The sequence below is a fragment of the Rheinheimera aquimaris genome (genome assembly GCF_020531985.1).
In the GTDB taxonomy this organism is placed as follows: Bacteria; Pseudomonadota; Gammaproteobacteria; order Enterobacterales; family Alteromonadaceae; genus Alishewanella; species Alishewanella aquimaris.
In genome coordinates this window covers 127,025-151,821 of the sequence record NZ_JAJAVQ010000006.1, presented here as the reverse complement: position 1 = coordinate 151,821, position 24,797 = coordinate 127,025, and the positions used below count along the sequence as shown (strand labels likewise).

The 24,797-nt window shown below is 49.0% G+C and carries 23 protein-coding genes; 11 read left to right on the top strand and 12 right to left on the bottom strand.

Translation table 11 applies throughout. From position 1 onward, the window contains the following. Positions 1-39: 39 nt before the first annotated feature. The gene (locus LHL18_RS17755; RefSeq protein ID WP_226768081.1) at positions 40-2,091 is read left to right on the top strand and encodes a TonB-dependent receptor; all 2,052 of its coding nucleotides are present in this window, start codon (positions 40-42) and stop codon (positions 2,089-2,091) included. A 241-nt stretch (positions 2,092-2,332) separates the two neighbouring features. Then, on the top strand, positions 2,333-3,001 hold the full coding sequence (locus LHL18_RS17750) for a substrate-binding periplasmic protein (protein ID WP_226768080.1): 669 nt from the start codon (positions 2,333-2,335) through the stop codon (positions 2,999-3,001). A gap of 6 nt (positions 3,002-3,007) precedes the next feature. On the opposite strand, the gene LHL18_RS17745 is transcribed toward LHL18_RS17750, so the two are convergent. Then, complete coding sequence (locus tag LHL18_RS17745) at positions 3,008-4,243, bottom strand: EAL and HDOD domain-containing protein (protein WP_226768079.1); 1,236 nt, start codon at positions 4,241-4,243, stop codon at positions 3,008-3,010. Between the two features lie 235 nt (positions 4,244-4,478). Between LHL18_RS17745 and LHL18_RS17740 the strand changes: the two genes are divergently transcribed. Continuing rightward, positions 4,479-5,291: an HDOD domain-containing protein gene (locus LHL18_RS17740; RefSeq protein ID WP_226768078.1), complete on the top strand. Its 813-nt coding sequence runs from the start codon at positions 4,479-4,481 to the stop codon at positions 5,289-5,291. A 32-nt stretch (positions 5,292-5,323) separates the two neighbouring features. Here the strand turns inward: LHL18_RS17740 and LHL18_RS17735 are convergent, their stop codons facing one another. Both LHL18_RS17735 and LHL18_RS17730 read right to left on the bottom strand, forming a co-directional pair. Next, on the bottom strand, positions 5,324-6,496 hold the full coding sequence (locus LHL18_RS17735) for a vWA domain-containing protein (RefSeq protein ID WP_226768077.1): 1,173 nt from the start codon (positions 6,494-6,496) through the stop codon (positions 5,324-5,326). Between the two features lie 160 nt (positions 6,497-6,656). Beyond that, a complete protein-coding gene (locus LHL18_RS17730; protein ID WP_226768076.1) occupies positions 6,657-7,502 on the bottom strand; it encodes an AAA family ATPase in 846 nt (281 codons plus the stop codon). 112 nt (positions 7,503-7,614) lie between these two features. On the opposite strand from LHL18_RS17730, the gene cysK reads away from it, so the two are divergent. Together cysK and LHL18_RS17720 are read left to right on the top strand one after the other, a co-directional pair. Continuing rightward, positions 7,615-8,589 (top strand): cysteine synthase A, encoded by a 975-nt coding sequence (gene cysK / locus LHL18_RS17725; RefSeq protein WP_226768075.1) that lies wholly within the window; start codon positions 7,615-7,617, stop codon positions 8,587-8,589. 104 nt (positions 8,590-8,693) lie between these two features. After that, positions 8,694-9,140, top strand: a complete 447-nt coding sequence (locus tag LHL18_RS17720; protein WP_134055480.1) for a hypothetical protein — start codon at positions 8,694-8,696, stop codon at positions 9,138-9,140. A 23-nt stretch (positions 9,141-9,163) separates the two neighbouring features. Here LHL18_RS17720 and LHL18_RS17715 read toward each other — a convergent pair whose 3' ends face one another. Both LHL18_RS17715 and ggt read right to left on the bottom strand, forming a co-directional pair. Then, on the bottom strand, positions 9,164-9,901 hold the full coding sequence (locus tag LHL18_RS17715) for an enoyl-CoA hydratase (protein WP_226768074.1): 738 nt from the start codon (positions 9,899-9,901) through the stop codon (positions 9,164-9,166). An 11-nt stretch (positions 9,902-9,912) separates the two neighbouring features. After that, positions 9,913-11,670 carry a gamma-glutamyltransferase gene (gene ggt, locus LHL18_RS17710; RefSeq protein WP_134055484.1) on the bottom strand — a complete coding sequence of 586 codons (1,758 nt, stop codon included), beginning with the start codon at positions 11,668-11,670 and terminating at the stop codon, positions 9,913-9,915. Between the two features lie 205 nt (positions 11,671-11,875). Here ggt and rrtA point away from each other — a divergent pair, with 205 nt between their 5' ends. Next, positions 11,876-12,475: a rhombosortase gene (rrtA, locus tag LHL18_RS17705; protein WP_226768073.1), complete on the top strand. Its 600-nt coding sequence runs from the start codon at positions 11,876-11,878 to the stop codon at positions 12,473-12,475. Here the strand turns inward: rrtA and LHL18_RS17700 are convergent. After that, positions 12,453-13,124, bottom strand: a complete 672-nt coding sequence (locus LHL18_RS17700) for an RluA family pseudouridine synthase (RefSeq protein WP_226768072.1) — start codon at positions 13,122-13,124, stop codon at positions 12,453-12,455. The two genes, rrtA and LHL18_RS17700, sit on opposite strands and share 23 nt — an antisense overlap. Positions 13,125-13,227: 103 nt before the next feature. Between LHL18_RS17700 and LHL18_RS17695 the strand changes: the two genes are divergently transcribed. Both LHL18_RS17695 and mscL read left to right on the top strand, forming a co-directional pair. Beyond that, positions 13,228-13,914 carry an RluA family pseudouridine synthase gene (locus LHL18_RS17695; protein ID WP_226768071.1) on the top strand — a complete coding sequence of 229 codons (687 nt, stop codon included), beginning with the start codon at positions 13,228-13,230 and terminating at the stop codon, positions 13,912-13,914. Positions 13,915-14,043: 129 nt separating this feature from the next. Continuing rightward, entirely contained in the window at positions 14,044-14,445 is a 402-nt protein-coding gene (gene mscL, locus LHL18_RS17690) for a large-conductance mechanosensitive channel protein MscL (RefSeq protein WP_134055490.1), read from the top strand. Between the two features lie 192 nt (positions 14,446-14,637). Here mscL and LHL18_RS17685 read toward each other — a convergent pair whose 3' ends face one another. Beyond that, positions 14,638-17,109, bottom strand: a complete 2,472-nt coding sequence (locus tag LHL18_RS17685; protein ID WP_226768070.1) for a S9 family peptidase — start codon at positions 17,107-17,109, stop codon at positions 14,638-14,640. A gap of 180 nt (positions 17,110-17,289) precedes the next feature. Continuing rightward, positions 17,290-17,898 carry an FMN-dependent NADH-azoreductase gene (locus tag LHL18_RS17680; protein ID WP_226768069.1) on the bottom strand — a complete coding sequence of 203 codons (609 nt, stop codon included), beginning with the start codon at positions 17,896-17,898 and terminating at the stop codon, positions 17,290-17,292. A gap of 184 nt (positions 17,899-18,082) precedes the next feature. Between LHL18_RS17680 and LHL18_RS17675 the strand changes: the two genes are divergently transcribed. Both LHL18_RS17675 and LHL18_RS17670 read left to right on the top strand, forming a co-directional pair. After that, positions 18,083-18,733, top strand: coding sequence for a sigma-70 family RNA polymerase sigma factor (locus LHL18_RS17675; RefSeq protein ID WP_206109582.1), 651 nt, complete (start codon positions 18,083-18,085; stop codon positions 18,731-18,733). Next, positions 18,717-19,391 (top strand): ChrR family anti-sigma-E factor, encoded by a 675-nt coding sequence (locus LHL18_RS17670; protein ID WP_134055496.1) that lies wholly within the window; start codon positions 18,717-18,719, stop codon positions 19,389-19,391. Before LHL18_RS17675 ends, LHL18_RS17670 begins: the two co-directional genes overlap by 17 nt. A gap of 57 nt (positions 19,392-19,448) precedes the next feature. Here the strand turns inward: LHL18_RS17670 and LHL18_RS17665 are convergent, their stop codons facing one another. Continuing rightward, positions 19,449-21,686: an aminotransferase class V-fold PLP-dependent enzyme gene (locus LHL18_RS17665; RefSeq protein ID WP_226768068.1), complete on the bottom strand. Its 2,238-nt coding sequence runs from the start codon at positions 21,684-21,686 to the stop codon at positions 19,449-19,451. A gap of 128 nt (positions 21,687-21,814) precedes the next feature. Further along, the gene (gene fadR, locus LHL18_RS17660; RefSeq protein ID WP_134055500.1) at positions 21,815-22,531 is read right to left on the bottom strand and encodes a fatty acid metabolism transcriptional regulator FadR; all 717 of its coding nucleotides are present in this window, start codon (positions 22,529-22,531) and stop codon (positions 21,815-21,817) included. A 170-nt stretch (positions 22,532-22,701) separates the two neighbouring features. Here fadR and dsbB point away from each other — a divergent pair, with 170 nt between their 5' ends. Then, entirely contained in the window at positions 22,702-23,238 is a 537-nt protein-coding gene (dsbB, locus tag LHL18_RS17655) for a disulfide bond formation protein DsbB (RefSeq protein WP_134055502.1), read from the top strand. A 68-nt stretch (positions 23,239-23,306) separates the two neighbouring features. On the opposite strand, the gene LHL18_RS17650 is transcribed toward dsbB, so the two are convergent. Together LHL18_RS17650 and LHL18_RS17645 are read right to left on the bottom strand one after the other, a co-directional pair. Next, the gene (locus LHL18_RS17650; RefSeq protein ID WP_226768067.1) at positions 23,307-24,362 is read right to left on the bottom strand and encodes an alkene reductase; all 1,056 of its coding nucleotides are present in this window, start codon (positions 24,360-24,362) and stop codon (positions 23,307-23,309) included. Positions 24,363-24,393: 31 nt separating this feature from the next. Continuing rightward, complete coding sequence (locus tag LHL18_RS17645) at positions 24,394-24,723, bottom strand: ArsR/SmtB family transcription factor (RefSeq protein WP_134055506.1); 330 nt, start codon at positions 24,721-24,723, stop codon at positions 24,394-24,396. Positions 24,724-24,797: the final 74 nt, after the last annotated feature.

Below are 24,797 nucleotides of genomic sequence, written 5' to 3'. Positions count from 1 at the left end.
GTTAGCATTTACGTAGTTTGCCTTTATTCACAGAATGTTATGACGACTCATCACGCTATACTGAGCGCTTTTTGCGCAGTAATGACCTGCCAGACACTGGCCCAGCAAGAAAGCATCGAGCGCATTACAACGACGGCCTCCCGCACCGCGGTGCTGGCCGATACACTACCACTTATGCTCAGCACAGTAGATGAGCATAGCCTGCAGATGCTGGCTCCCACTCATATTGAAGAAGTATTAAAGCAGGTGGCCGGTGCTAACCTGCAACGGGGCAATGGCCAGGAATATTTACCGGCGCTGCGCTCTCAGGTGTTTTCCGGTGCCGGCGCCTGCGGTGGTATTCTGACTGCCGAAGATGGTATACCGCTACGTGCTGCAGGTTTTTGTAACGTGAATGAACTATTTGAAGCACACAGCGAAATGGCACAGCGGATAGAAGTGCTTAAAGGGCCAGGCTCGGTGCTTTATGGCTCAAATGCAGTACACGGCGTCGTTAACGTGATAACCCCCGACACCAGCTACGATAATGCGCTGCTAGGGCTTGATCTTGGCTCTTATGGTTACCAGCGCTACAAAGTGCGGGCCGGTAAAGCCCTTAATAACAGTGGCATAGGCATTAATGCCAGTGTCACCTCTGACAGCGGCTACCGTGCCAATGAAAGTGTGACACAGCAAAAAGTGAATCTGCGCCATCGGTATAGCGCCAGCGCATTTGCGCTGCAAACCGGCGTAACCTTTACCAATTTACAGCAGGATACTGCTGGCTATGTCAGCGATTACTCGCATGATGCAGTCGCAGCGCTGCCAGACGGCGTCGATCCATACCGCGATGCCCGTTCATTACGGCTGTGGACTAAAGCGAGCTGGGATTTGTCTGGCAAAAACAGTGTTACAGTCACACCTTACCTGCGCGATCAGCAGATGGAGTTTATTAAACACTATCTGCCCGGCGCGCCACTGGAGCGTAACAGTCAGTCCGGTGTCGGTATGTTGTCACTGTGGCAGCATGAACTTAACGCAAACCTGCAGCTGCAATTGGGTTTTGACAGCGAATATACCCGCGGCGATATGTATGAGTACCAACAGCAAAGTGCCAGCGGCTCGCCGTTTGTCGTAGAAACGGTGCCTGTGGGGAAGCATTATGACTATGATGTTTCGGCCCGGCTGTATGCACCTTTTGCAGCAATGAGCATGCAGCTCGGAGACTGGCAGCTACACGCTGGCGTGCGCTACGAGAACATACGCTATAACTATCACAACAATATGCTGACCGGACGTACCAGGGATGATGGAACGCCATGCGCATTGGGCGGCTGTCGCTACAACCGGCCGCCAAGCAGCGTTTCCAGCTTTGACGATATATCCCCCAAGCTTGCCGTCAGTTATCAGCTAAATAGTACAGGCCAACTGTATGCTAACTTGTCGCGAGGCTACCGCGCCCCACAGACTGCTGAGTTATATCAGCTACAACGTGAGCAGAATGTCGCTGACTTACAGCCCGAAACTGCCAATAACCTGGAGCTGGGTTATCGCTACGTACAAGATAACCTACGCTATACGCTGGCACTGTATCAGATGTCAAAACACAACTTTATTTTCCGCGACAGTAACTTCTTTAATGTTAACGATGGTGCATCACGACATCAGGGAATAGAGTTTGAGCTGGATTACGATCTGAGTGACAGTATTAATATGAAAATTGCTGCTACCCACGCCAGGCATCGTTATCATTACAGTGAAATATTAAATGGCGTTGATATAAACGGTAATGATATTGATACAGCCCCCCGTACTTTAGCGAATATTCAAGTTGATTGGCAGGCGGGTAATAACCTGCAGTTAGCGCTGGAGTGGCATTATATAAGCCGTTACTACACTGACGCTGAAAACCTGCATCAGTACGGCGGGCATAATCTGTTTAACCTGCGCAGCAGCTGGAATATCAGCCCGCAATTTACCCTGTTCGCCCGGGTAAATAATCTGACAGATCGTGCCTATGCTGAGCGGGCTGATTACAGCAGTTTTGATGGCGACCGCTATTATCCCGGCAGGCCAAGAAATATATCCTTATCACTGATCTATCAGTGGTAACAGCGAAAAAGCAGGCTTGCAAAATACAATGATTAACTGGCATATTGAGCTGCTGTTTTTATTTTGAATTGGCGTCAGCCTAAGCCGGTTGCCTGTCATAATACCCTGTCAGAATATAACAGCATTGTATTGACCCGGTTATTATAATAGCCGGCAACCTTAGGAAATATAGGTGCATAACAACATCTGGCTAATATCATTATTGTTTACCTTGCCGCAGGCAAGCGCAGAAACATTTAAGGTGGCAATTTATTATCCGCAGGTGCCGCCTTATATGTATGCCGCTAATGACAATGTGCCGCTGGGTGTAGTACCCGAGCTGTTAAACGCATTCTTTGACGAACAGCCCTACGAATTAGAATACGTGTTTGAAAACCGACAGCGGGCAGAGTTAGGTGTTTACAGTGGCAAATATGACGCGACTGTACTGGCTGAAAAATGGACGGAAGAGCCAGACGCGTTGCTATTCACGCAACCTATTGTTGAACACCACGACTATCTTTATTCGCTACGCCCTGTCACAGACGAAGAGCTAACAGTTAACAGCAACCACAGCATTTGCTTAAGGCGCTACTATAAATATACTGCTTTTAGTCAGCAGTTATCTGAGGGCCAGCTAATCCGGCTGGATTCTGATTCAGAATTTGATCAATTTAATATGCTGGTAAACGGTCGTTGTGATCTGGTGTATATGAACGAACATGTCGCCAACTGGCTTATTAATAACCACTTCCCCGATACGCATTTTTACCGCAATAGCGTAGAGACAGATAAAGCCGATTTAACCCTGGCGTTACATCCAAAATGGGCTGTGCTGAAAAAGCGGCTTGATGCATATATTCGCGAAGCGCACCGCAATGGTCTGATTGACCGCAGCCTGGCCAGGCATATGAGAAAAAAACCACGTTAACTGCTATTAGAAACCGGCTTCAGCCAACCGCTGTTGGATCTGGCTTAATTCTGCGGCGTAAAAGTTAAGATATGGCATGTCCTGCGCATTTACCGGTTGTTTCAATGCATAACTGCGCTCAATACTGCGTACCGTGGTCAAGGCCTGAGCAATCGGGCCATTGTTATTGACGATGGCATCAAAAATCGTTGGATTAATATTCAAATAAGGCAATAGCCGTTCAGAGGCAATACCAAACAACATATCTGATCCTGAAATCAGTGCTGCCAGAAAATACTGCTGGCATTGTTGCTCGGTACGCTGCCAGTGCCGGGCAATACTCTGTGCACTGTAAGCACGGGCAAGTACCGTAATCGCCGCTGCAGCTGTTGCTGTGCCAAGCACAGCATAGGTCAGTACCCACTTTCTTACCAGTTCCAGCCCGAGCCGGGTAACCATCTCTTTTACTGAGCTGACATCGCGGGTTTTACGATACAGTGGACTGTTCGCTATTTTAAGTATCCCCATCACAATGGCAGGCTCATCGTTCAGCAGCCGCGCTAACTCGTTAATATCGGGCTCTGCACTGAACAGACAGCGGATAATTTCGGTGAGTTTAAGTGCTCCCGGTTCAATTTTCTTACCATCGACCGCCAATGCATCGCTAAGGAAGTACCCCTGAAACAAATTGCAACCCAGCGCTTTACAAGCAGCAAACTGCTGCTCCGTTTCTACTTTTTCTGCTAACCACAGTAGATCTGGTCTGGCATAGCGCTTTTTATAGTGCTCAACCTGAGCCAAAGAACTGCCTAACATGTCGAGCCGGATAATACCGACAAGTGCCAATAAAGGTAAAATGTTGTCATTTACGCAGCTGTTATTCAGTGCAAAACGAAAGCCCTGTTGTTTATACGCAGCCACACAAGCTAATAATGCGGGAGTAACATCAATATCACCGGTTAATGTCAGTATTGTGCGGCCAGGCTGCAGCGCTAATTTCGCCGCCGATAGCAGCAGCTGCGCACTGACGTTAACAAACACGGCGGTACGGTATTGGTCTGCTTGTACACTGATAGCCTGGCAGTACATGCTGAGCTGCTCATTGCCAAGGCTAGTGTCAAGCAATAAGCCTTTGATAGATATTGAATTATTTAATAACAACTCTACAGCATAACGCTGCTTATCTGCGTCAAATACCGGTTGGGCAACAAGCATAGCGCCGAGATCATTAAGCGCGTTTATTTCAGTATTCAGGCTGGTCACTTTCAGTCCTTACTGCAATACAGTTTTAACATGCAGGCGACAATATACGGGCCAGCCTATAGCGTGTCCAGCGTTCACACTTCATGGCAATTACTTTATGCGTTAATTAGCAAAAACTGTTTGATTCTGAATTATTTTGTTATAAAACAATAGCAACACAAGATGCCTGAACTATGTTTATACTGCTCAGGTACAGTTTATCTCTAACGCTAACCTTCTTGACCCGAGTGCCGCTATGAAGCAAATGATTGAAAAAGCAACAAACTTACCAAGCATTCCCAAAGTAGTGCAGGAACTAATCAGTAGTTTTAATAACCCCGATATTACCAGTGGCCATATCGCAGCTATCTTAAGCAATGACCAGGCACTAACAGCCAAGGTGTTACGCATGGCGAACTCAGTGCGCTACGGCGGCCACCGCAAAGTGGGTTCGGTAAAAGACGCCGTACTTATTCTGGGCTTTAATTCATTACGAACTTTAGTGTTGTCTGTCGGTTTCGCCTCTACACTGAGGGGCCCGGAAGCTTTTGATCTGGAAGCATTCTGGACAAAATCTTTTAAGGTGGCGAACCGCTGCAAATGGCTGGCAAAATCATTTAACATTGACGCTGATATAGCTTATACCTGTGGCTTGCTGCATGCCATAGGTGAGTATCTGATCCATTTGGTCAAACCGGCAGAGGCCGTTGCCATCGACAAACGGGTTAACACCGGTGAAAGCCGCTCACGGCTGGAAAAACAGTTACTTGGTTTTGACTACACCGAAGCTGGCGCTGAACTGGCTAATTACTGGTACTTTCCGCAGGAAATTGTCACCGCCATTCGCTATCAGGAAAACCCGGCTGCAGCGCCTGAACTGTCTGCTTATGCGGTATGCATCCATATTGCCCAGTACATGCTGGATAACGAGCGCAGCATTGCCGAAGGCAACTTTGATGGCTTCCCGGCAAAACTGGTACATGCGTTACACCTGACATTATCAGAACTATTTGCCCGACTGGAAAAAACACCGGAGCTGGATGAAGGCATTGAAGAGTTTCTGCATTAAGCAGAAAAAGCAAATGGCTGCGCGGTGTCGACTTATGGCAACAACATTTTGATCGCGCTGCCAAGACCGTCCAATGTCAACGCAAACATGCGGCCTTGCATGATTTTTTCAATGATACCAATAGAATAGTAATGCCCCCACCACTGCAGTGGCTGGGGGTTTAGCCAGACCGCTTTTGGGTATTGCGCCAATAACCGCTGTAACCACACTTTACCCGGCAACTCATTAAAATGCTCTACGCTGCCGCCGGGGTATTCTATCTCGTAAGGCCCCATCGTCGCGTCACCAACGAAAATCAGTTTGTAATCGCTGCTATAGGTGTGAATGATGTCTTCTACTTTAATCTGCTCAGTATAACGGCGTTTATTATCACGCCAGACACCTTCATACACGCAGTTGTGGAAGTAAAAAAACTCCAGATGCTTAAACTCGGTTTTAACTGCGGCAAACAGCTTCTGACACTGTTCAATGTGGTCATCCATCGAGCCACCCACATCGAAAAACACCAGTAGCTTCACGGCATTGTGCCGCTCGCGCATAAAGCGTAAATCCAACCAGCCGGCCTGTTCTGACGTCGCTTGAATAGTGCCGTGTAAATCCAGCTCGTTCTCGGCGCCGCTGCGGGCAAACTTACGCAACTGCTTCAGGGCCAGTTTAATACTGCGGTTGTTAAGCTCGCTTTCGGTATCTAAATCTTTGAACTCGCGTTTATCCCACACCTTTACCGCACGGCGAGCGCCACTGCCCTGCTGACCAATGCGCACACCTTCCGGGTTATAACCGTAAGCACCAAAAGGCGACGTGCCGCCAGTCCCGATCCATTTATTGCCGCCGCTGTGTTTTTTTTGCTGCTCGGCTAAACGCTCGCGCAGCGTTTCAAGCAGTTTATCCAGCCCGCCCAGCGCTTGTAGCTTGGCTTTATCTTCCTCACTGAGCTTACGCAGCACTTCCGGCACCAGCCATTCAGGCGGAATGCTGGCAGCAATATCGACCCCGGCAACACCTTCAAAGTACTCGGCAAAAGCCCGGTCAAATTTATCATACTGGGTTTCATCTTTTACCAGACAAAGCCGTGCTAACTGATAAAAGGCTTCGGTATCGGCGAAGATAACCTGCTTTTGCAACGCGTGAAGCAAGTCCAGCAATTCAGTAATGCTGGTTTTTAAACCGCATTTTCGCAGCGTAAAAAAGAAATCAATTAGCATGTGGCACATCTGTATTGTGCACACTTCGGCCCACAACACTTGCCAAGGCTCGTCGCAGCAACTCGCTCGTGCTATCGCCCTCACTCAGACACTCTGCGCCGACCTTAACAAGGTTCTGGGCCTTCGCAAGCAAGCTATGCTTTATATTGACAGCCATCAATTAACGCCCTTGTCTTTTCGCTAAAAAAGCCAGTTTCTCAACTAAAGCCACATCCTGCTCATTTTTCAGCAGTGCACCAAACATCGGCATTAAACCACCCTTTTGCTGTTTGTCGGTAAGTACCTCTGCCGGTATATCTTCGGCCAGCAATAACTTTAACCAGTCCAGCAACTCAGATGTAGAGGGCTTTTTCTTTAAGCCCGGTAATTCACGCAGTTCGAAAAACACTTCCAGCGCCACAGTTAACAGCTGCTGCTGAATATGCGGAAAATGCACCGCGACAATAGCACGCAAGGTTTCGGCGTCTGGAAAGCGGATATAGTGAAAAAAGCAGCGGCGTAAAAAGGCATCTGGCAGCTCCTTTTCGTTATTAGACGTGATAATTACAATTGGCCGCTCTCTGGCTGTAACCTGTTCCCCGGTTTCGTGCACATAAAACGCCATCCTGTCCAGCTCATGCAGCAGGTCATTTGGAAACTCGATATCGGCTTTATCTATTTCATCAATCAGCAGCACCGGCCGTTTTGCTGCGCTAAATGCCTGCCACAACTTACCCGGGCGAATATAGTTATTAATATCGTGCACTTTGTCGCTACCCAGCTGGCTATCGCGCAAACGTGAAACCGCGTCATACTCGTACAAGCCATGCTGAGCTTTAGTCGTAGATTTGATATGCCACTGAATTAATTCTGCGCCTAAACTGGCCGCTAACTCTTCTGCCAGCCTGGTTTTACCGGTGCCCGGCTCGCCTTTTATCAGCAAAGGTTTTTCCAGCGTTACAGCCGCATTTACTGCCAATGCCAGTTCAGCTGAAACGATATAATTGTCGGTGCTTACAAAGGCCATGGTTTCCCTCTATGCTTGTGGTGAAATGTAATATCTTATAGCCAAAAGCTACTGTCATTTTTGCCACGCTGGCGTATTCTTATAACCAATTTATCGTAAACGGAGTTTTTTTATGGCAAACGTCTATGCAGACAACTCATTGTCTATCGGCAGAACCCCTCTGGTCAAATTAAACCGGACCATAGAAGGCGGTGCCAATGTTTATGCAAAAATTGAAGCGCGTAACCCAAGCTTCAGCGTGAAATGTCGTTTAGGCGCTGCGTTAATCTGGGATGCCGAGAAAAAAGGCACGCTGACTGCAGATAAAGAAATTGTCGAACCTACCTCTGGTAACACGGGTATAGCACTGGCGTTTGTAGCAGCAAGCCGCGGCTATAAGTTAACCCTTACCATGCCAGCTACGATGAGCTTAGAGCGGCGTAAGCTGTTAAAAGCCCTGGGCGCTAATCTGGTGCTGACTGAAGGGCCGAAAGGCATGAAAGGTGCCATCGAAAAAGCCAAAGAAATTCAGGCATCAAACCCGGATAAATATTTAATTCTTGGTCAGTTCGAAAACCCGGCTAACCCGCAAATTCACTTTGATACCACAGGTCCGGAAATTTATAACGACTTAGACGGCAAAGTGGATATCTTCGTTGCCGGCGTCGGCACTGGCGGTACTATCACAGGTGTCAGCCGTTATCTGAAGAACGAGAAAAAGCTGCCACTGCAAAGTGTCGCAGTAGAGCCAGCAGAGTCGCCGGTAATCAGCCAGGCTAAAGCCGGCGAAGAATTAAAACCTGGCCCGCATAAAATTCAGGGGATAGGCGCAGGCTTTATTCCTGGCAATCTTGACCTGGCGCTGGTTGACAGTGTTGAGCAAGTCACCAGTGACGAAGCCATAGCGGCGGCACATCGTTTAATGCGCGAAGAAGGCATTCTGGCCGGTATTTCATCCGGTGCTGCTTTGGTAGCAGCACAACGCCTTGCCGCCAAGCCGGAAAACACTGGTAAAAACATTGTCATTATTCTGGCAAGCGCAGCAGAGCGTTACTTAACCAGCCCGCTGTTTGCTGACATCTTCACCGAGCAGGAACTGCAGGCCTAAACACGTTTCCAATGATGATAAAGGGCTGCTTTTGCAGCCCTTTTCTTTACAGCGCGGAAAAAAAAAGCCACACTGGATATCCAAATTTTACCGGATAATACACCATGAAACTGTATTGGCTTTCCCCGCTACTCTTACTGCTGTTAGTCGCCTGCAAAGACGATACATCTAAAGTTAATGCCCAGTGGGGCACACCTGAGTATATCGCTACCGAGTTTTTTCAGGCGCTTTACAATGACAAAGATCTGGAAAAAGCGAAAAAACTCAGCACCAAAGAATATGCTGACTTAATGGAGTCTTACGGCACAGTGCGCCAGGTTGGCCGCACACTGATGAATATGTCCTTTGACAGTGTTGAAATTCGTGTCAACCGCAGCGGAGGCAATCTGCGTGAGCAATACGAAGATGTGGCTGAAATCACCTTACTGCTGACAGGCCCGCACGACGGTAAACAGGTAGACGAATTACGGGTTGTTGAGATGACAAAACGAAACAGCAGTTGGGTTGTCAGTTCAGTAAAAGTAGATAAATTCAGCACCAGCGCCCGCTGATGCTGCCTTTGTTTCCGCTGATATTAACGCTTGAAAAACCCCGCTATTCGCTGCTGACAATCGTCACCGTCCAGCAAGCGCTGAAACTGCACCAGTTCAGCAGCGATAGTCGCTGTGACGTCTTGACTACCGGCTTTTAGCAGCGCTTTACTGGTTTGCACTGCATCTGCAGGTAATGCAGCCAGCTGCTGCGCTTTTTGCCAAGCCAGTGCGTCAAGCTCCGCATTAGTGACGACCTGATTTACCAGCCCCATGGTGTATCCTTGTGCTGCATCAAAACTCTCTCCCAGCAGCAAATACTGAGCAGCACGCTGATAGCCAACCAAACGCGGCAGCAGCAAACTGGACGCAGCTTCAGGACACACGCCTAATTGGGTAAACGGTAGCTGAAAACGGGCACTATCTGCTGCATATACCAGGTCGCAGTGCAGCAGTGCGGTAGTACCGATACCAATTGCCAGACCAGACACAGCGGCAATCAAAGGTTTTGGACACTGTGCCAGCAGATATAAGAACTGCACTGTAGGGTGCTCAGCATCCAGTACACCGGCGGCGAGAAAATCTTTCAAATCGTTGCCGGCACTAAAACAATCGTCAGCGCCCTGCAGTAATACGACCTTGATGCTGCTGTCTTCTGCAGCGCGCTGCAAGGCAGCGTTCATATCCCGGTACATTTGCTGGCTTAACGCATTTTTCCTGGCTGGGCGGTTCAACCGGATCTGCAATACGCCGTCTGTAAGATCAATTAAAACGTCGGTCATGGTTAACTCCGTCATTCGCCCGCTACCCGGCCTTCGCGACGTGGATCGGCAGCACCCTGCAATCCGGCCTCGCTAATAGAAATAGCATGCAAACCACTATTCAGATCCTGAATTTGTACTTTGTAGCCCATATCCTTTAATGCGCCCAGCTGTTGCTCCAGCACGGTGTGCTTTTCCAGCGCCAGATAATCATTGCGGTGGGTGATACGCGGTAAACTCAGCGCCTGTTGCACATCCAGTTTCCAGTCCAGCACCGCAACGATACTCTGGGCAACATAATTGATAATACGGCTTCCGCCCGGAGAGCCTATCAGCAGCACAGGTTTGTTGTGCTGATCAAATACCATCATCGGGGCCATAGACGAGCGCGGTCTTTTGCCACCCTCTACGCGGTTTGCCACCAGATAACCGTTCTGCTGCGGGCTTAAACTGAAGTCAGTCAGCTGGTTGTTCAGTAAAAATCCGCCTACCATCAGGCCAGAACCAAACACGTTTTCAATGCTGGTGGTCATGCTGACTGCATTACCTTCACTGTCTACAATAGAAAAGTGGCTGGTATTAGGTAACTCTGGAGAGCTGGCACTGATAAGCGCCGGCGCCCCTGCAGGCACACCGGCAACGGCAGGTTTGCCTGCTTTCGTTAAATCGATAAGCGCAGCTCTGCTTGCCAGATAATCTTTTGCCAGCATGCCCTCGACTGGCACTGTCACAAATGCCGGATCTGCCAGATAACGCTCGCGGTCGGCAAAAGCCAGCTTTGCAGCCTGGGCCAGCATATGGGTAGCCTTAAGGCTATTCGGTGCCAGTTTCGACATGTCGTAATGTTGTAATATGCCCAGGATCTGCAATACCGCTATTCCGCCGGAGCTGGGAGGCGCCATACCACATACTTTGTAAGCACGGTAAGGCATACAGATAGCATCACGTTGTACGGCTTTATAGCTGGCCAAATCTGATACCGACAACTTACCCGGATTAACGGGAGCGCTCTGTACCCTGTCGCTTATCGCTTTTGCCAGCTCGCCATGGTAAAACGCATCGGGTCCGTTTTTAGCAATCAGCTTAAGGGTGGCAGCATAGGCCGGGTTTTTCAGGATCTCGCCTTCTGCGACCGGTTTTCCATGCGGGAAAAAATACTGCTTTGAATCATAAAACTCAGTAATGCCTTTGTTCCAGCCTTTGGCCAGCTGAGAGGCCGTGCGGCTGGACACCGAAAACCCCTGCTCAGCGGTCTGTATAGCATCGCTAAACAGATCCGCCCAAGGCAGCTTGCCATATTGTTGATGGGCAGCATACAGCATTGCAACAACACCCGGCACCCCGACGGATTTACCGCCGACATAAGCATCACGCCAATCCATAACCTTGCCGTTTTCACTAAACAATAATGGTGTGGCACTCTGTGGTGCCGTTTCACGCCCGTCAAAACTGGTCAACTGCTGTTGCCTGGCCTGCCAGTGCAGCATAAAAGCACCACCGCCAAGACCAGAGCTTTGCGGCTCAACCAATCCCAGCATCAATTGGGTGGCGATAGCCGCATCCACTGCACTGCCGCCTTTAGCCAGTATTGCTCTGCCCGCTTCAGTTGCCAATGGATGCGCAGCAGCTACCATATAATGTTTTGCCGTTACCAGCTGCTGCTGATAAACACCGGTAGCCGCTTCCGGCTCGCGGGTTTCCTGCTGCGCTGCACTAACCTGTAACGTGATGACTGACGTAAAACCTAAAACTAATAGTGTTTTGTAGCAATGGGACAACTGGCTAAACATAATTCGGCTGGTCTGCTGAAAATAAAGTACAAATACCCTAACCAGTTCGCCGCGTAATATCAATATTGATAAACGCCGTTGACCGGTTGCAGTGGCAACTTCAGCGCAGGACTGTCCTGCCTTTACACTTTGACAAGAATTTTGCTTGACCTGGCTTGGGTTATCGTTTTGCATAAGCGCATTGATAACATTTGATGAGTTGCCTTTGCACAAGTTTAAGTCCTATTTCGCGCCCTGGTTGCCGTACCTGCTGGTGGCCGCCGCTATTCTGCTGCTGGCTGCGCTACCCGAACACATGCAAGCAGCACTCAGTTACAGTAGAGACGGCATAGCTGATGCTCAATACTGGCGTTTAGTCACTGGCCACCTGCTACATAGCAATAACTGGCATTTACTGATGAACCTTGGCGGTTTGCTGCTGGCCATGCTGTTGCATGCAGGTTGTTTCAGCTACCGCCAACTGGCCGCGCACTGGCTGCTGTGTGCTGTGGCAATAAGCGTGCTGTTATATGTTGGTTCTGAACAAATACGAATTTACGTTGGCTTATCGGGTTTACTGCACGCCATGCTGACACTTGGCGCACTAAAAGATATTCAGCAGAAAATTAATACAGGCTGGTTACTGCTGGCAGGGCTTATTGCCAAAGTGAGCTTTGAACAATGGCATGGGCCGGATGAAGATTTAGCTAAGCTGATAAACGCCAGTGTCGCTACAGATGCTCACTTATACGGCGTTATCAGTGCTTTGGTGTTAGGCTTACCGGCCATTATCTGGCTGAATACTAAAAAGGCGCAGCAGCACTGAACTCAACTGGCTGTTTTGTCAGCGGATGCTGAAAACGTATGTACTCAGCGTGCAACATCAAACGCGAACTTTTACCTGTAACATCTGATGACGCATATAAGGTGTCACCCAGCATCGGATTGCCAAGCGCCAACATATGCACACGTAGCTGATGTGAGCGCCCGGTCACCGGTTCAAGCTGAACCCTGCTTTGATCTGTAGTGCTGTCGTAACTCAGCAGCTTATATCGGGTAACTGATGGCTTACCGTCTTGCTGACATACTTTGTAAAGCGGCCGGTTGTCATTATCACTAGCAATCGGCAACTCAATAATACCCTGTGTTTTAGCCACTTTACCGGCAACCACAGCAATATAGTGCTTATGAACCATTCTGGCCTGAAACTGTTTGCTGATATCAGACAGTACTCTCTTCGTCATGGGCAAAATAACCAAACCGGACGTATCATAATCAAGCCGGTGCACAACCTCTGCAAAAGGAAATTCACGCTGCACCCTGCGGATCAGACAATCCTGGTTCTGCGGATGGCGCCCCGGCACTGTCAGCAACCGGGCTGGTTTGTTAACAACCAACAATACATCATCGGCATAGACTATCTGGAACGGCTCTTTTGTCGCCGGCAGTATTGCCAGTTGTTCAGTACTGCTCATCTCTATCTCCATCGTAAAAGCGCTGGCTATTATGCCGTAAAAGCCGCTTGCCTGCCGCTGAAATTACGCTAAGCTACCCTCTTTGTTTGCAGACTGCGTTAGTATGACTACGCCCTTTATATACACCCCTCCTACTGAGCCATGGCTTGATATTCTATATCAGGACAAAGATCTGATAGTACTGAACAAACCAAGTGGCCTGTTGACTAACCCGGGGCGCGGTGAACACTTGTCTGATTGTTTGCTAAGCCGCGTACAACAGCAGTATCCACTGGCACAACTGGTACACCGCCTCGACATGGCGACTTCCGGTATTGTTGTTATAGCCCTACGCCGTAAAGCCGAAACAGCGCTAAAGCAGCAATTTGCCGACAGAACGGTTAAAAAGCGCTATCTGGCGATGGTATGGGGCCAGCTGCTGCAGGCAGAAGGCACGATCGATTTACCGCTTATTGCGGACAAAGACCAGTTGCCCAAACAGAAAGTCTGTCAGCAAACCGGTAAACCTGCGATAACCCACTACAGCTTAGTGCACCAATTATCAGACCGGGCTTTGGTTGAACTCAGACCCATCACCGGACGCTCGCATCAGTTAAGGGTGCACATGTTGTCGCTGGGCCACCCAATACTGGGCGATGCTTTTTATGCGCATACTGAGGCACAGCAAGCCGCACCGAGGTTAATGCTGCATGCTGCCAGCTTGCAGCTGCATCAGCCTTATCATGGTAACGTGCTGCATTTTCAGGCTGACACCGACTTTGTTGCGGCCAATGGTGTGTTAAAGCCCTGAGTTAACGCTTTAAATTGTGTTAAATGCTAGTGGCAAAATACACTTTGCTGGCTATAGTGTTGTTAGCCATTTGCAGCATATAGCTGCAGACTCAATGGCAGATAATGATAATAAAACAGGAGTTTAGCTATGAGTATGCTGCAGGAATTTAAAACCTTTGCCATGCGTGGCAACGTAGTAGATATGGCCGTCGGTATCATTATCGGTGCGGCCTTTGGCAAAATTGTTTCGTCTTTTGTAAATGACGTCATCATGCCGCCTATTGGCGTGTTGTTAGGCGGCGTTAACTTTCGCGATCTGGCGGTTGTTATTCAACAGGCAACAGAAACTCAGGCCGAAGTGGTGATTAAGTACGGTGCTTTTATCCAGACCATTATCGACTTTATTATTATTGCTTTTGCGGTGTTTGTCGGTGTTAAGGCAATGAACTCCATGAAAAAGAAAGAAGAAGCCAAGCCAGCGCCTGTTGCTGTTGTACCGGAAGATGTGAAGTTACTGACTGAAATTCGGGATTTACTGAAAAAAGACTAACGGCGCTACCACGCGATGATAAAAAAAACGTCTCCTGGTGAGACGTTTTTTATTTATCAACTTATACAAACTACGGCAGCAATACCCGATTTAGCTCGTCGCAGCAACTCGCCCTTCTGCCTGCGGCAGGGCTCAGACACTCTGCGCCGACAAAATCGGGTTTCCTGCCTCTTCTCATAAGTAAAACCACCATTATAGGTTTTGTTCAAACAATTTATAAATCCGGCGGTACTCATCCAGCCAGCTGCTTGGCTGACGGAAGCCATGCGGTTCAACCGGATAAATAGCGGTTTCAAAGTTGTTGTTTTCCTGCTCAATCAGGCGTTGAACCAGACGCACAACGTCCTGGAAAAATACATTGTCATCAACCATAGGAGCGTTGATAAGCAGTGGCTTTTTCAGACCCTGCGTAAAGTAAATGGGCGAACTGCGCTGATACGCTATAGGGTCAATCGCTGGTGAGTTCAGAATATTAGACGTGTAAGCATGGTTATAATAAGCCCAGTCACTGACCGGACGCAGGGCTGCACCGGCCTGAAACAGATCCGGCTGGGTAAACAGCGCCATAAAGGTCATAAAGCCACCGTAAGAACCACCATAAGTACCAATGCGGTTACGATCAACATTCGCATTGTCTACCAGCCAGTTCACGCCATCTGCTAAATCTTCAATCTCTGGCGTGCCCATCCGGCGGTAAATTGCGGTGCGCCAGTCACGGCCATAACCTTTTGATGCACGGTAATCCATATCCATTACTACATAGCCCTGCTGGGTCAGTAAGTTATGGAACAGAAACTCGCGGAAGTAACCAGACCAGCCTAAATCACTGTTTTGCAGATAACCGGCACCGTGGTTAAAGATCACAGCGCGGCGCTTCTCACCTTGCTGATAATCTTTCGGGTAGTACACTTTGGCAAAAACCGGCTGTTTGCCGTGGCTTGAAGGTACCGCCACAATTTGCGGTGCAACCAGAGGTAGCTGCTTAAACTCTGCCGAGATGGTGTCTGTTAGCGGTTTTACCTCTGCACCGACAACAGCATCAGCAACATATAATTCATTCGGCTTAAGATTGGTAGAGAAATTCAGCAACAGCTTTGATTCATCCGGCGACAGCGTAAAACTGGTGTTACCGCCCAGTTTGGTCAACTGCTCGGTTTTGCCCGTCTCCAGCACTGTACGGTAAACCTCATAATTACCCGGGTGCTTAACATTGGCCTGAAAGTAAATATAGGCATCGTCATGAGTTAATACCGGACCAGCGACTTCAAAACTGCCCTCGGTTAGTTTTTTGGCCTTCCCTTTTAAAGGCTTAACATATAAATGTGAATAGCCAGACTCTTCAGACAGATAATACAGGCTCTCGCTGTTATTCAGCCAACCAAAGTCATTAAACGCGTAGTTCACCCAGGCATCGTCATGTAGCCGGTGCTGTGGTATCAGCTTTTTCTGTTTAAGGTCAACGGTTGCTATCCAGCGGTCCTTATTATCCAATGCTTTTAGCATCAGCGCCACCTGCTCGCCATTGCGGTGCCAGCGTATAGCGCTCTGGCTCCAGTACCAGTCGTTCATCAGACCGATAGCACGGATCACCTTTTCACTTTTGTACTTCTCGCCTCTGGCCTTGGCATTTTCTGCTTTTACCTCAGCCAACACGTCTTCGTTGTAACCAGGCAAGCTGCTGTAGCTCAACTCAGTACTGCTACCATCCTGCAGGCTAACCAGCAAAACGCGCTGCGGCTCGGGATTTACATCATTTACGCGGGCACGAACTTTCTGCGCGGCTATATCACCGTTGCCGGTAATATAATTCGGCATGATGTCTTTCTCATTGGCTTTACCGGCTTTACGTACTGATACCACAAGATAATCGGCTTTAGGCGATAAACTCGCGCCGACAATCTGCTGGCCTTTGCCCAGATAGATGGCTGGTGCGGCAATACTGTCATTTTGTTGCTGCAATTGCTTTTTAGCATCAAAGCGCTGCTCGGCGTGTTGTTGCTGCAAGGCGACAAACTCAATCAGCTTATGTTGCTCCTGCGCCAGATAACCTGACGGTGTTGCCGGAGCCTTGGGTTTATCTTCTGTTTTCAGGCTCACCAGCTCTATCCGCTGGCCTGTTGCCAAATCATGCGCGTACCAACTCCAACCTTCGCGGTATACCAGTCGGCCATCAAGTAAAAACTCAGGCGCACTTTGCGCTGCATTATCGCGCGTTAGCTGTATCAGCTCACCATCAGTTACGCGACGAACAAACACATCGCCTTCGAATACATAAGCTTGCATACTGCGATCGGCGTTATAGCTTATCTGAGCTGCGCCAATCTGATGCAGCTGCGACAACGGTACTACACTGCCATTGCCAGCCGCAGCCAGTGGCCGGGAATACCAGTCACGCAGTTCACTACCTTCTCTTTTACGTTCAAAATACACCTGCTGGCTGTCCAACGACCAATGCGCGTCTTCCGGCTGACGTCCAAGCCAATCCGGATCTGCCATAATTTGCTCTAAACTTAGCTCAACAGTAGGATCAGCGTTATATACCACCGGTACACTAACCGCTTCAGTCGGGTAATTCAGTGATTCAGTATTTTTGGCCTGCAATGGGCCCGCCAGCGACAGAGTGCAGACAGCGAACGCCAACACAGAGTAACGAATTTGAGGCATAGTTAAGTTCTTATATTAAAAATGACACCTTGTTATACAAAGCATCGGCAGCTAACGCAACCGTCGGCAAACGGGATGCGGCTGACTACCTGACATATAAGATTAACTGTAACAAAAACGCCGGCCTGAACAGGCCGGCAAAACAGCGTGAGAACAGAGATTCAAACAGCTGTGGAGAAGTTAAGCTGCAATTTTAGCGCTGATTTGCACTAAACGCGCTTTGGCTGCGGTTAACGCCGCCTGCTGCGCGTCAGTTCCCATATTGAGTCCTTCCGCGTAGACAAAATGTACATCTTTTAAGCCAACAAAGTTCAGGAAAGATTGTAAAAATGGGGTCTGGCTGTCAGCAGGGGTACCCTGATACACGCCACCGCGGGTTGCAAAAACCACCACAGGTTTGTCTTCCAGTAAACCTACCGGCCCCTGCTCTGTATATTTGAACGTAATGCCGGCACGGGCAATTCGGTCCAACAAGGCTTTTAACTGAGATGGAATACCAAAGTTATACATAGGTACGCCAAGCACAATTACGTCAGCTGCTTTTACACGCGCGATAATGTCATCAGAAATTGCTGCCAGCTTTTGCTGTGCATCAGTACGCTGCTCTGCTGGTGTCATCCACGCCGCCATCTCTGTCATTTCCAGATGTGGCACTGGCGTTGCGTTTAAATCCAGAGTATCGACGTTGAAGCCGCCTTGTGGCAATTGGGCAATAAATTGCTGCGCCAGTTGCACCGAATGGCTTTTGTCACCACTAATTGAACTACTGATAAAAAGTATCTTTTTCATATTCGCCTCCGATTATTTGATACAGCCATAATAAGGCAATTTTTTAGTAAAAAAATTAGAATAATACGCACAAAACATTCTATTTTTTGATATAAAAAAGCAAGATCCACACTCTCTCAGACCGCGTATAACACTGCACACAAACAATGCAGCATAGCTAACTGCTTATTGCGGAACCTGAAATATGTTGAAGTTAACCTCGCCACCAAGGCATGATGAGCGCCTTAATTCGAAAACGGATATCGGCACACCTATGACGGGGCAGGATCACACTCATCAGCAGTGGGAAGATGCACTTACTTTCGTGGCGTTAAAACGCGACCGCCAAGCCTATGCCGAGCTGTTCAATTATTTCGCTCCCAGGCTTAAAGCGTTTGGCATGAAAATGTTTGGTAACGAGCAGCAGGCGTTGGAAATGGTACAGGATACCATGTTAAACGTGTGGAAAAAGGCCGCATTGTTTGATGCGTCCAGAGGCTGTGCCTCCACCTGGATTTTTACTATTGCCCGCAACGTACGCTTTGACATGCTGCGTAAAAAGCAGAGCCGCAAAGACGACATTAGCGCTGATGATTTGTGGAATGGTGACTACCCGGAATCTTACGCTGAAGAGGCGGCTGACAATTGGGATATTCAACTTTTATCTGAAAAGCTCGCTCCGCATTTTTCATTGTTGCCTCCACCGCAACGCGAAGTTATTGAAAAAGTTTACCTGCAAGAGAAAACCCATCAGGAAGTATCAGACGAACTGGCTATTCCCCTGGGCACTGTAAAATCACGCATCCGCCTGGCGCTGGACAGACTGAGAGAGGCATTAGATGGCGCACGCAATTAAATATCATCCGGGTATGGCATTACTAGAGCAATTTGCTGAAGGGTGTCTTAATGCAGATGTTGCGCTGGCAGTGGCAGCACATATCGATTTATGCCCACACTGTCAGCAACTGCAACGCGATATCACCACAGATCTGGCTGGCAGGTTAATGCAACAACGGCTGAAACCAGATAATACAAACTGGGACGCCATGCTAAGCAATATTATGTCGCAGCAAGAACCGGCTGCGCGGACAGAAGTGATAGAGGTGCCTGCGCAGCAGGTGCAGGTTGCCGGGCGCGAGTTCACGTTACCTAGAGCGCTGCAACGTCTGGCGTCGAAACACGGTAAATGGCTGCAGCTGGGAGGCATAGCAACGGCGAAAATTCCGGCTGGCAGCGATTACCATATTTCACTGCTGTATATCAGCAAGGATACTGAAGTGCCGCAGCATACTCATTTAGGCCTGGAAATGACGCTGGTGCTGGCAGGTAAAATAGCTGATGAAAATGGTGAATACTGTGCCGGCGATTTACTGATCAATTCACCGGATGACACCCATACTCCGCGTACTCTGCCCGATGAAGACTGTTTGTGTTTGTCGGTACTGAGTGCTCCGCTGCAGTTTAAAAAAGGCCTTACCCGGCTGTTAAACCCATTACAGCAGTTTTTTTACTAAGTTTGTCGACAACCTGGCAGGAAGTCGTTAGCGCCGGTTAATACCGGCGCAGTTTTATCAGCAAAGCAATGCCGTGCCGCCTTTCAGGTTGTATACCTGCGTAAACCCCAGGCGCCCGAGCACTTTACAAGCCACCAGGCTGCGATTACCGGAGCGGCATACCAACAGCAGGGGTTGCTGTTGTTCTAACTTACCACTGATAAGAGCATCTGCCAGCTTTGACAATGGGATCTCCGTCACCGGATAAGGCACTGGCAAATGCTGCGCTAAGGCACCGGCACTTTGCTCATGTGGCTCACGCACATCCACCACCTGCAAAGTGCCATGCTGCTGCATAAATCCGGCTAGGTGCTCCGGCGCGATAACATCGGTCGCATCAGACAAGCTGACTTCAACCAAGCCACACAAATGCTGATTTTGCTGCTGCAGCAATACTGCCTGCTGCTGCAACTGTTGCTGCCAGTCGCTGTCTGCCTCGTTCTGTAACAGCGCATGCAATAGCGGTTGTTCTTGTGTTGCCAATGCCAGTGTCGTGAAAAAGCGCTGGGCATAATCATGGCTTGATAGTACCAGCGTATTATCTTTCAGCGTCGCTGCCAGCAAACGGATACTGTCTGCCAGTGCTGACATATCGCCGCCCGGTAGGTCGGTACGGCCAACACCACCGGGTAAAATTAAATCACCGGCAAAGGCGGCGTATATTTGTTGTTCTTTACGTAGCAGTATCGTCACAGCTTCTGCGGTATGACCGGGGGTTGCCAATTTTGTCAGCCGGTAAGGCCCGCAAAGCAGTTCTGGTTGCTGTTTTGGCCAGCCCAGCACATCGCAGTCCTGATGTGATTCATGCTCGCCAATCAAGGCAATAATTTCTCGCCTGGCTGACAGATGATCACGGTGCAGATGCGTATCAAGCACAGCTTTTAATGTCAAGCCCTGGCCCTGAATAATATTGGCGATGCGCCCAGCCAGCGGCAATACCGGATCAATCACTACCGCATCGCGGCTGTCAGGGCAAATCAGTACATAGCTGCACAAGGCTTCATGCTTCAGCTGCAATAAACCCCGGGCATGAATTTCCAGCGTCGGCGTAGCATCAGTCAGCACCAAACAATGCTTACAGACGATTTCAGCTAATGCGCTTATCGCATTGCAAGCCTGTACACATTCAGCCTGCGTCATCGCCGGGCCGAAGGATAACCGTATCGCGCCTTGTGAGCGCCAGGGTTCAAGCCCCATCGCATCTAATACAAAACTGCTGGGTACTTTAGAGCTACAGGCCGAACCAGAGCTGACACGGATACCGGCCGCGTCAAACAAGTCCATAATATCTTTGCTGTAAAAACCAGGTACCGAGAAATTGATTGTGGTGGGTACGACATAGGGCTCAGAGCTGTTGAGCTCGAGCGCCGGGAACACCTGCTTTAAGGCTGAAATCAGTTGCTGCCGGTATCGCCACAGTACTGCTTCGGCTTGAAATACCGACCCCTGCTTTTTAGCCAGCTCACTGAACACTGCATGTAATGCAGCGATACCCGGCAGGTTTTCAGTGCCGGAACGTAAACCACTTTCCTGGCCTCCGCCTGCAATAAAAGGCTGATAAGGTGCGCCGCGGCGTACATATAAAAAACCAATACCTTTGGGTGCGTAAAGCTTGTGTCCACTGAACGGCGCATAATCAATACTGGTTTGGGCAATGTTAAGCGCCATCTTCCCCAGTGCCTGCACACAATCAACCATCCAGTACACTGTTGGATTAACACTACGGATCAACTGCTCCAGCGCAGCCAGATCTTGTTTTACGCCTGTCTCATTATTTGCCGCCATAGTGCAAATCATTACCGCGGAAGCCAGATTAGCGCGGATAAAGTCATAATCGAGTACGCCATGCTGGTTAACGGGAATAGCCATTACCGTTGCATCAAGCTGCAATACCTTATTCCAGTGTTTCAGGCTTTCCGGCACAGCTTTATGTTCCGTAGCCCCATACAGCAGCAACGTTTTGGCGCCTGTTAATCCCCGCTCGCGCGCGGCCATTAGTGCTGAAACAATAGAGGTTTGAATGCCTTCAGTGGCACCTGAGGTAAACACGATGTCCCCGGTACTGGCACCGATCAGCTGCCTGGCAAGGGCCCGCGTACTTTCCAACTCGGCTTTGGCTTTAATACCGGTAGCGTGACTGCTGCTTGGATTACCGAAACCACGCTGCATTGTGTGCATTGCAGCCTGCGCGGCCACTGGCAACACTGGCGTAGTAGCATTGTTATCGAGATAAATTTCGCGCTGCTGGCTGCTCATGCCCGGCCCCTTTATAACCATAAGGAATATCTTATTCCCTACAATAATAACCGGCATCCCCGCCTTGCTCAAGTTTTTAACGTAGTCCAGAAACAACAAACCGCCCTCAGGCGGTTTGTATTAACGAGTTACTCAACCAAATCTTTTGGGATCTGCGGCCGCAGTTCTGACCAGACCAGGCCACTTTCTTTACCGTATTTACGCACGGCAAACACCACCTCATCAAACTTACCATTTTCGGCGTACAGTTTAATCTGGTGATAATACTTACGTGCCAGCTCACGCGCTTGCGGGTGAGAGAAGTAAAAACGGGCAATTTTGTTATACAAACCACGAAAGCCGTTTAGAATCAGCACGTAAATCCGGTTAGCAGAATGCAGTGCTAACTCATGGTTCAGGTTATAGTCAAATTCGGCAAAAGCTTCAGCAGTATCCTCCAGTGCTTCAGCACCGGCAAAAATATCCACCACCTGCTGGGCATGATTCTTAATAGCACCGCGAATGTAGATAGCACTGATATTAGTGCGCGCCGACAGCAGCTCGTCTACCAGCTCCGGCATCCGTTCTTCATCTAACCGCGCCAGCGTTTCGAGAATATTTAAACCTGACGTTTCCCAAAAGTTATTCACTTTGGTTGGCTTACCATGTTGAATGGTTAACCAGCCATCACGGGCTAAACGCTGTAAAACTTCACGCAAAGTGGTACGGGTTACGCCGATAAGCTCTGATAATTCACGCTCTGCAGGCAGTATTGAACCAGGCGCAAATTTACCGTTCCAAATCGAGTCAACAATATACTCTTCAGCAAACCCGGCCGGGCTTTGCGCTTTTATCAGATTAGTCATGCGGATCTATCCGTCTTCTTGTTCAGAAATTTGCACTGATTGTACCAGAGCGCCAACAGTTAACAAGTCACCGCCTGAAAATAGCCATTGGTAACAGCCTGATTGTACATTGACAATAAATACCGTAGATTAACGGCAGTTGACAAAGATCCCCGTCAGAAGGATAGAAAATGCTACATTATTTCAAACGTTTATCTACTAAGCGCTGGGGCTGGGCTTTGGTAGTCTTGTCATGTCTGATGTTGCTTGGCACAGCGTTGTATTTCCAGTATGGCCTGAATATGCAGCCATGCATCAAATGCATTTATGTACGCAGCGCCTTCACCGGCGTATTGCTGGCCGGCATCATCGGTTTAATTGCCCCCGCTAATACGCTGCTACGTGTTGTTGCGCTGCTTGGTATGCTGGCTGCCGCGCTCTTTGGTGTAATGCAGGCCAATGAGCTATTAGAAATTGAAAAGCTGCTGGCCGAAGGCGGCTTTTTCAGCTGCGCTCTGTTTGCCGATTTTCCGAAGTGGATGCCGTTGGACAAATGGCTACCATCAGTATTTGAACCGACCGGTAGCTGTGGTGATACCAGTTGGCTGTTTTTAGGTCAGAGCATGGCCTTCTGGAGCGCGTTTTCACTATGTATTTATGCCGCCATTGCTGCAGTACTGTTGTTGTCACAACTTGTCAGACTAAGCAGCAACCCATACCGGGGCTAACAAAAATACATAAGCTATTATAAATAAACAAAAAAACCGGCAAACGCCGGTTTTCTTGTTTATACAGACTAACGTGCTAAAAACGGATAGTCGGTATAGCCCTCTTTGCCGCTGGCGTAAAATAGCTCTGGCTTAGCCGTATTTAGTGCTGCATCGACAGCAAAACGCTGTACTAGATCCGGGTTTGCAATAAAAGGCACACCAAACGCAACTGCGTCGGCACTGCCCTCTGCCAGTGCCTTGTTTGCTGAGGCTTTATCAAACTTCTCATTGCTGATATAAACGCCACCAAACTGTTGCTTCAACATTGGGCCAAGGCTATCTTCAGCTTGCGCTTCACGGGCACAGATAAACGCAATACCGCGCTTACCCAGCTCTTTGGCGACATAACCGAAAGTATCAGCACGCTGTGAATCGCCCATGTCATGAGCATCTGCCCGCGGTGCCAGGTGCATACCAACACGGCCGGCTCCCCAAACAGCGACCACGGCATCAGTGACTTCCAGCATCAGACGGGCACGGTTTTCAATACTACCACCGTAGTTGTCGCTGCGCTTATTGGTGCTGTCCTGCAGGAACTGATCTAACAAATAGCCATTAGCGCCATGAATTTCAACACCGTCAAAACTAGCCAGCTTGGCATTTTCTGCCCCTTTGCGGTAGGCCTCGACAATACCAGCTATTTCCGAAGTTTCAAGCGCACGCGGGGTAACAAAATCTTTTTTCGGCCGCACCAAACTGACATGTCCGGCGGGTTGTATCGCGCTTGGCGCTACCGGCAATTCACCGTTTAAATACATAGGGTCAGAGATACGGCCCACATGCCATAGCTGTAACATAATGCGCCCACCCGCTTCATGTACCGCCGCAGTAATTTTGCGCCAGCCTGCAACCTGTTCATCTGACCAGATCCCAGGTGTATCCGGATAGCCCACGCCCATAGGAGTAACAGAGGTTGCCTCAGTCAAAATAAGCCCGGCAGTGGCGCGCTGAGTGTAATATTCGGCCATTAATTCGTTGGGTACGCGGCCTTCGCTGGCGCGACAGCGTGTTAAAGGCGCCATAATAATGCGGTTGGGTAACTGTAAATCGCCGATTTGTATTGGGTCAAATAAGGTTGCCATATCTATATCCTGTGCTGTTGAAAGTACTTATCTATAACTGATGACTGATTTGTGCCAGAAACTGACTGATCATCACGTCATCTCGTTTAAAAAAATGCCATTGCCCGACTTTCTGGCTGTTGATAACCCCGGCACGCTGCAACGTTGCCAGATGTGCCGACACCGTGCTTTGTGACAAGCCGGTTTGGCGCTCAATTTTGCCGGCACAAACGCCGAGGCTAAGCGGGTGGTCCTGATCAGCAAAATATTGCTCTGGCGTTTTTAGCCAATGCAAAATATTGCGCCTGACCGGATGCGCCAGCGCCTTAATAATGTCGTCCAGCTGTTTAGCCGTTAATTGTGTAGTATTTGAAAATGCCATAACAAAATCGATTCATTTAAATATCGCGATAAAGCGATATATGCGGGTGCAAAATATGTATTTCAACTGCCCGC

Bases quoted from the DNA above. Each gene is read 5' to 3' on its own strand.
- LHL18_RS17755 (WP_226768081.1), top strand. From the start codon at position 40: ATGACGACTCATCACGCTATACTGAGCGCTTTTTGCGCAGTAATGACC.
- LHL18_RS17740 (WP_226768078.1), top strand. From the start codon at position 4,479: ATGAAGCAAATGATTGAAAAAGCAACAAACTTACCAAGCATTCCCAAA.
- LHL18_RS17735 (WP_226768077.1), bottom strand. From the start codon at position 6,496: ATGCTAATTGATTTCTTTTTTACGCTGCGAAAATGCGGTTTAAAAACC.
- LHL18_RS17730 (WP_226768076.1), bottom strand. From the start codon at position 7,502: ATGGCCTTTGTAAGCACCGACAATTATATCGTTTCAGCTGAACTGGCA.
- cysK (WP_226768075.1), top strand. From the start codon at position 7,615: ATGGCAAACGTCTATGCAGACAACTCATTGTCTATCGGCAGAACCCCT.
- LHL18_RS17720 (WP_134055480.1), top strand. From the start codon at position 8,694: ATGAAACTGTATTGGCTTTCCCCGCTACTCTTACTGCTGTTAGTCGCC.
- LHL18_RS17715 (WP_226768074.1), bottom strand. From the start codon at position 9,901: ATGACCGACGTTTTAATTGATCTTACAGACGGCGTATTGCAGATCCGG.
- ggt (WP_134055484.1), bottom strand. From the start codon at position 11,670: ATGTTTAGCCAGTTGTCCCATTGCTACAAAACACTATTAGTTTTAGGT.
- LHL18_RS17700 (WP_226768072.1), bottom strand. From the start codon at position 13,124: ATGAGCAGTACTGAACAACTGGCAATACTGCCGGCGACAAAAGAGCCG.
- LHL18_RS17695 (WP_226768071.1), top strand. From the start codon at position 13,228: ATGACTACGCCCTTTATATACACCCCTCCTACTGAGCCATGGCTTGAT.
- mscL (WP_134055490.1), top strand. From the start codon at position 14,044: ATGAGTATGCTGCAGGAATTTAAAACCTTTGCCATGCGTGGCAACGTA.
- LHL18_RS17685 (WP_226768070.1), bottom strand. From the start codon at position 17,109: ATGCCTCAAATTCGTTACTCTGTGTTGGCGTTCGCTGTCTGCACTCTG.
- LHL18_RS17680 (WP_226768069.1), bottom strand. From the start codon at position 17,898: ATGAAAAAGATACTTTTTATCAGTAGTTCAATTAGTGGTGACAAAAGC.
- LHL18_RS17675 (WP_206109582.1), top strand. From the start codon at position 18,083: ATGTTGAAGTTAACCTCGCCACCAAGGCATGATGAGCGCCTTAATTCG.
- LHL18_RS17670 (WP_134055496.1), top strand. From the start codon at position 18,717: ATGGCGCACGCAATTAAATATCATCCGGGTATGGCATTACTAGAGCAA.
- LHL18_RS17665 (WP_226768068.1), bottom strand. From the start codon at position 21,686: ATGAGCAGCCAGCAGCGCGAAATTTATCTCGATAACAATGCTACTACG.
- fadR (WP_134055500.1), bottom strand. From the start codon at position 22,531: ATGACTAATCTGATAAAAGCGCAAAGCCCGGCCGGGTTTGCTGAAGAG.
- dsbB (WP_134055502.1), top strand. From the start codon at position 22,702: ATGCTACATTATTTCAAACGTTTATCTACTAAGCGCTGGGGCTGGGCT.
- LHL18_RS17650 (WP_226768067.1), bottom strand. From the start codon at position 24,362: ATGGCAACCTTATTTGACCCAATACAAATCGGCGATTTACAGTTACCC.
- LHL18_RS17645 (WP_134055506.1), bottom strand. From the start codon at position 24,723: ATGGCATTTTCAAATACTACACAATTAACGGCTAAACAGCTGGACGAC.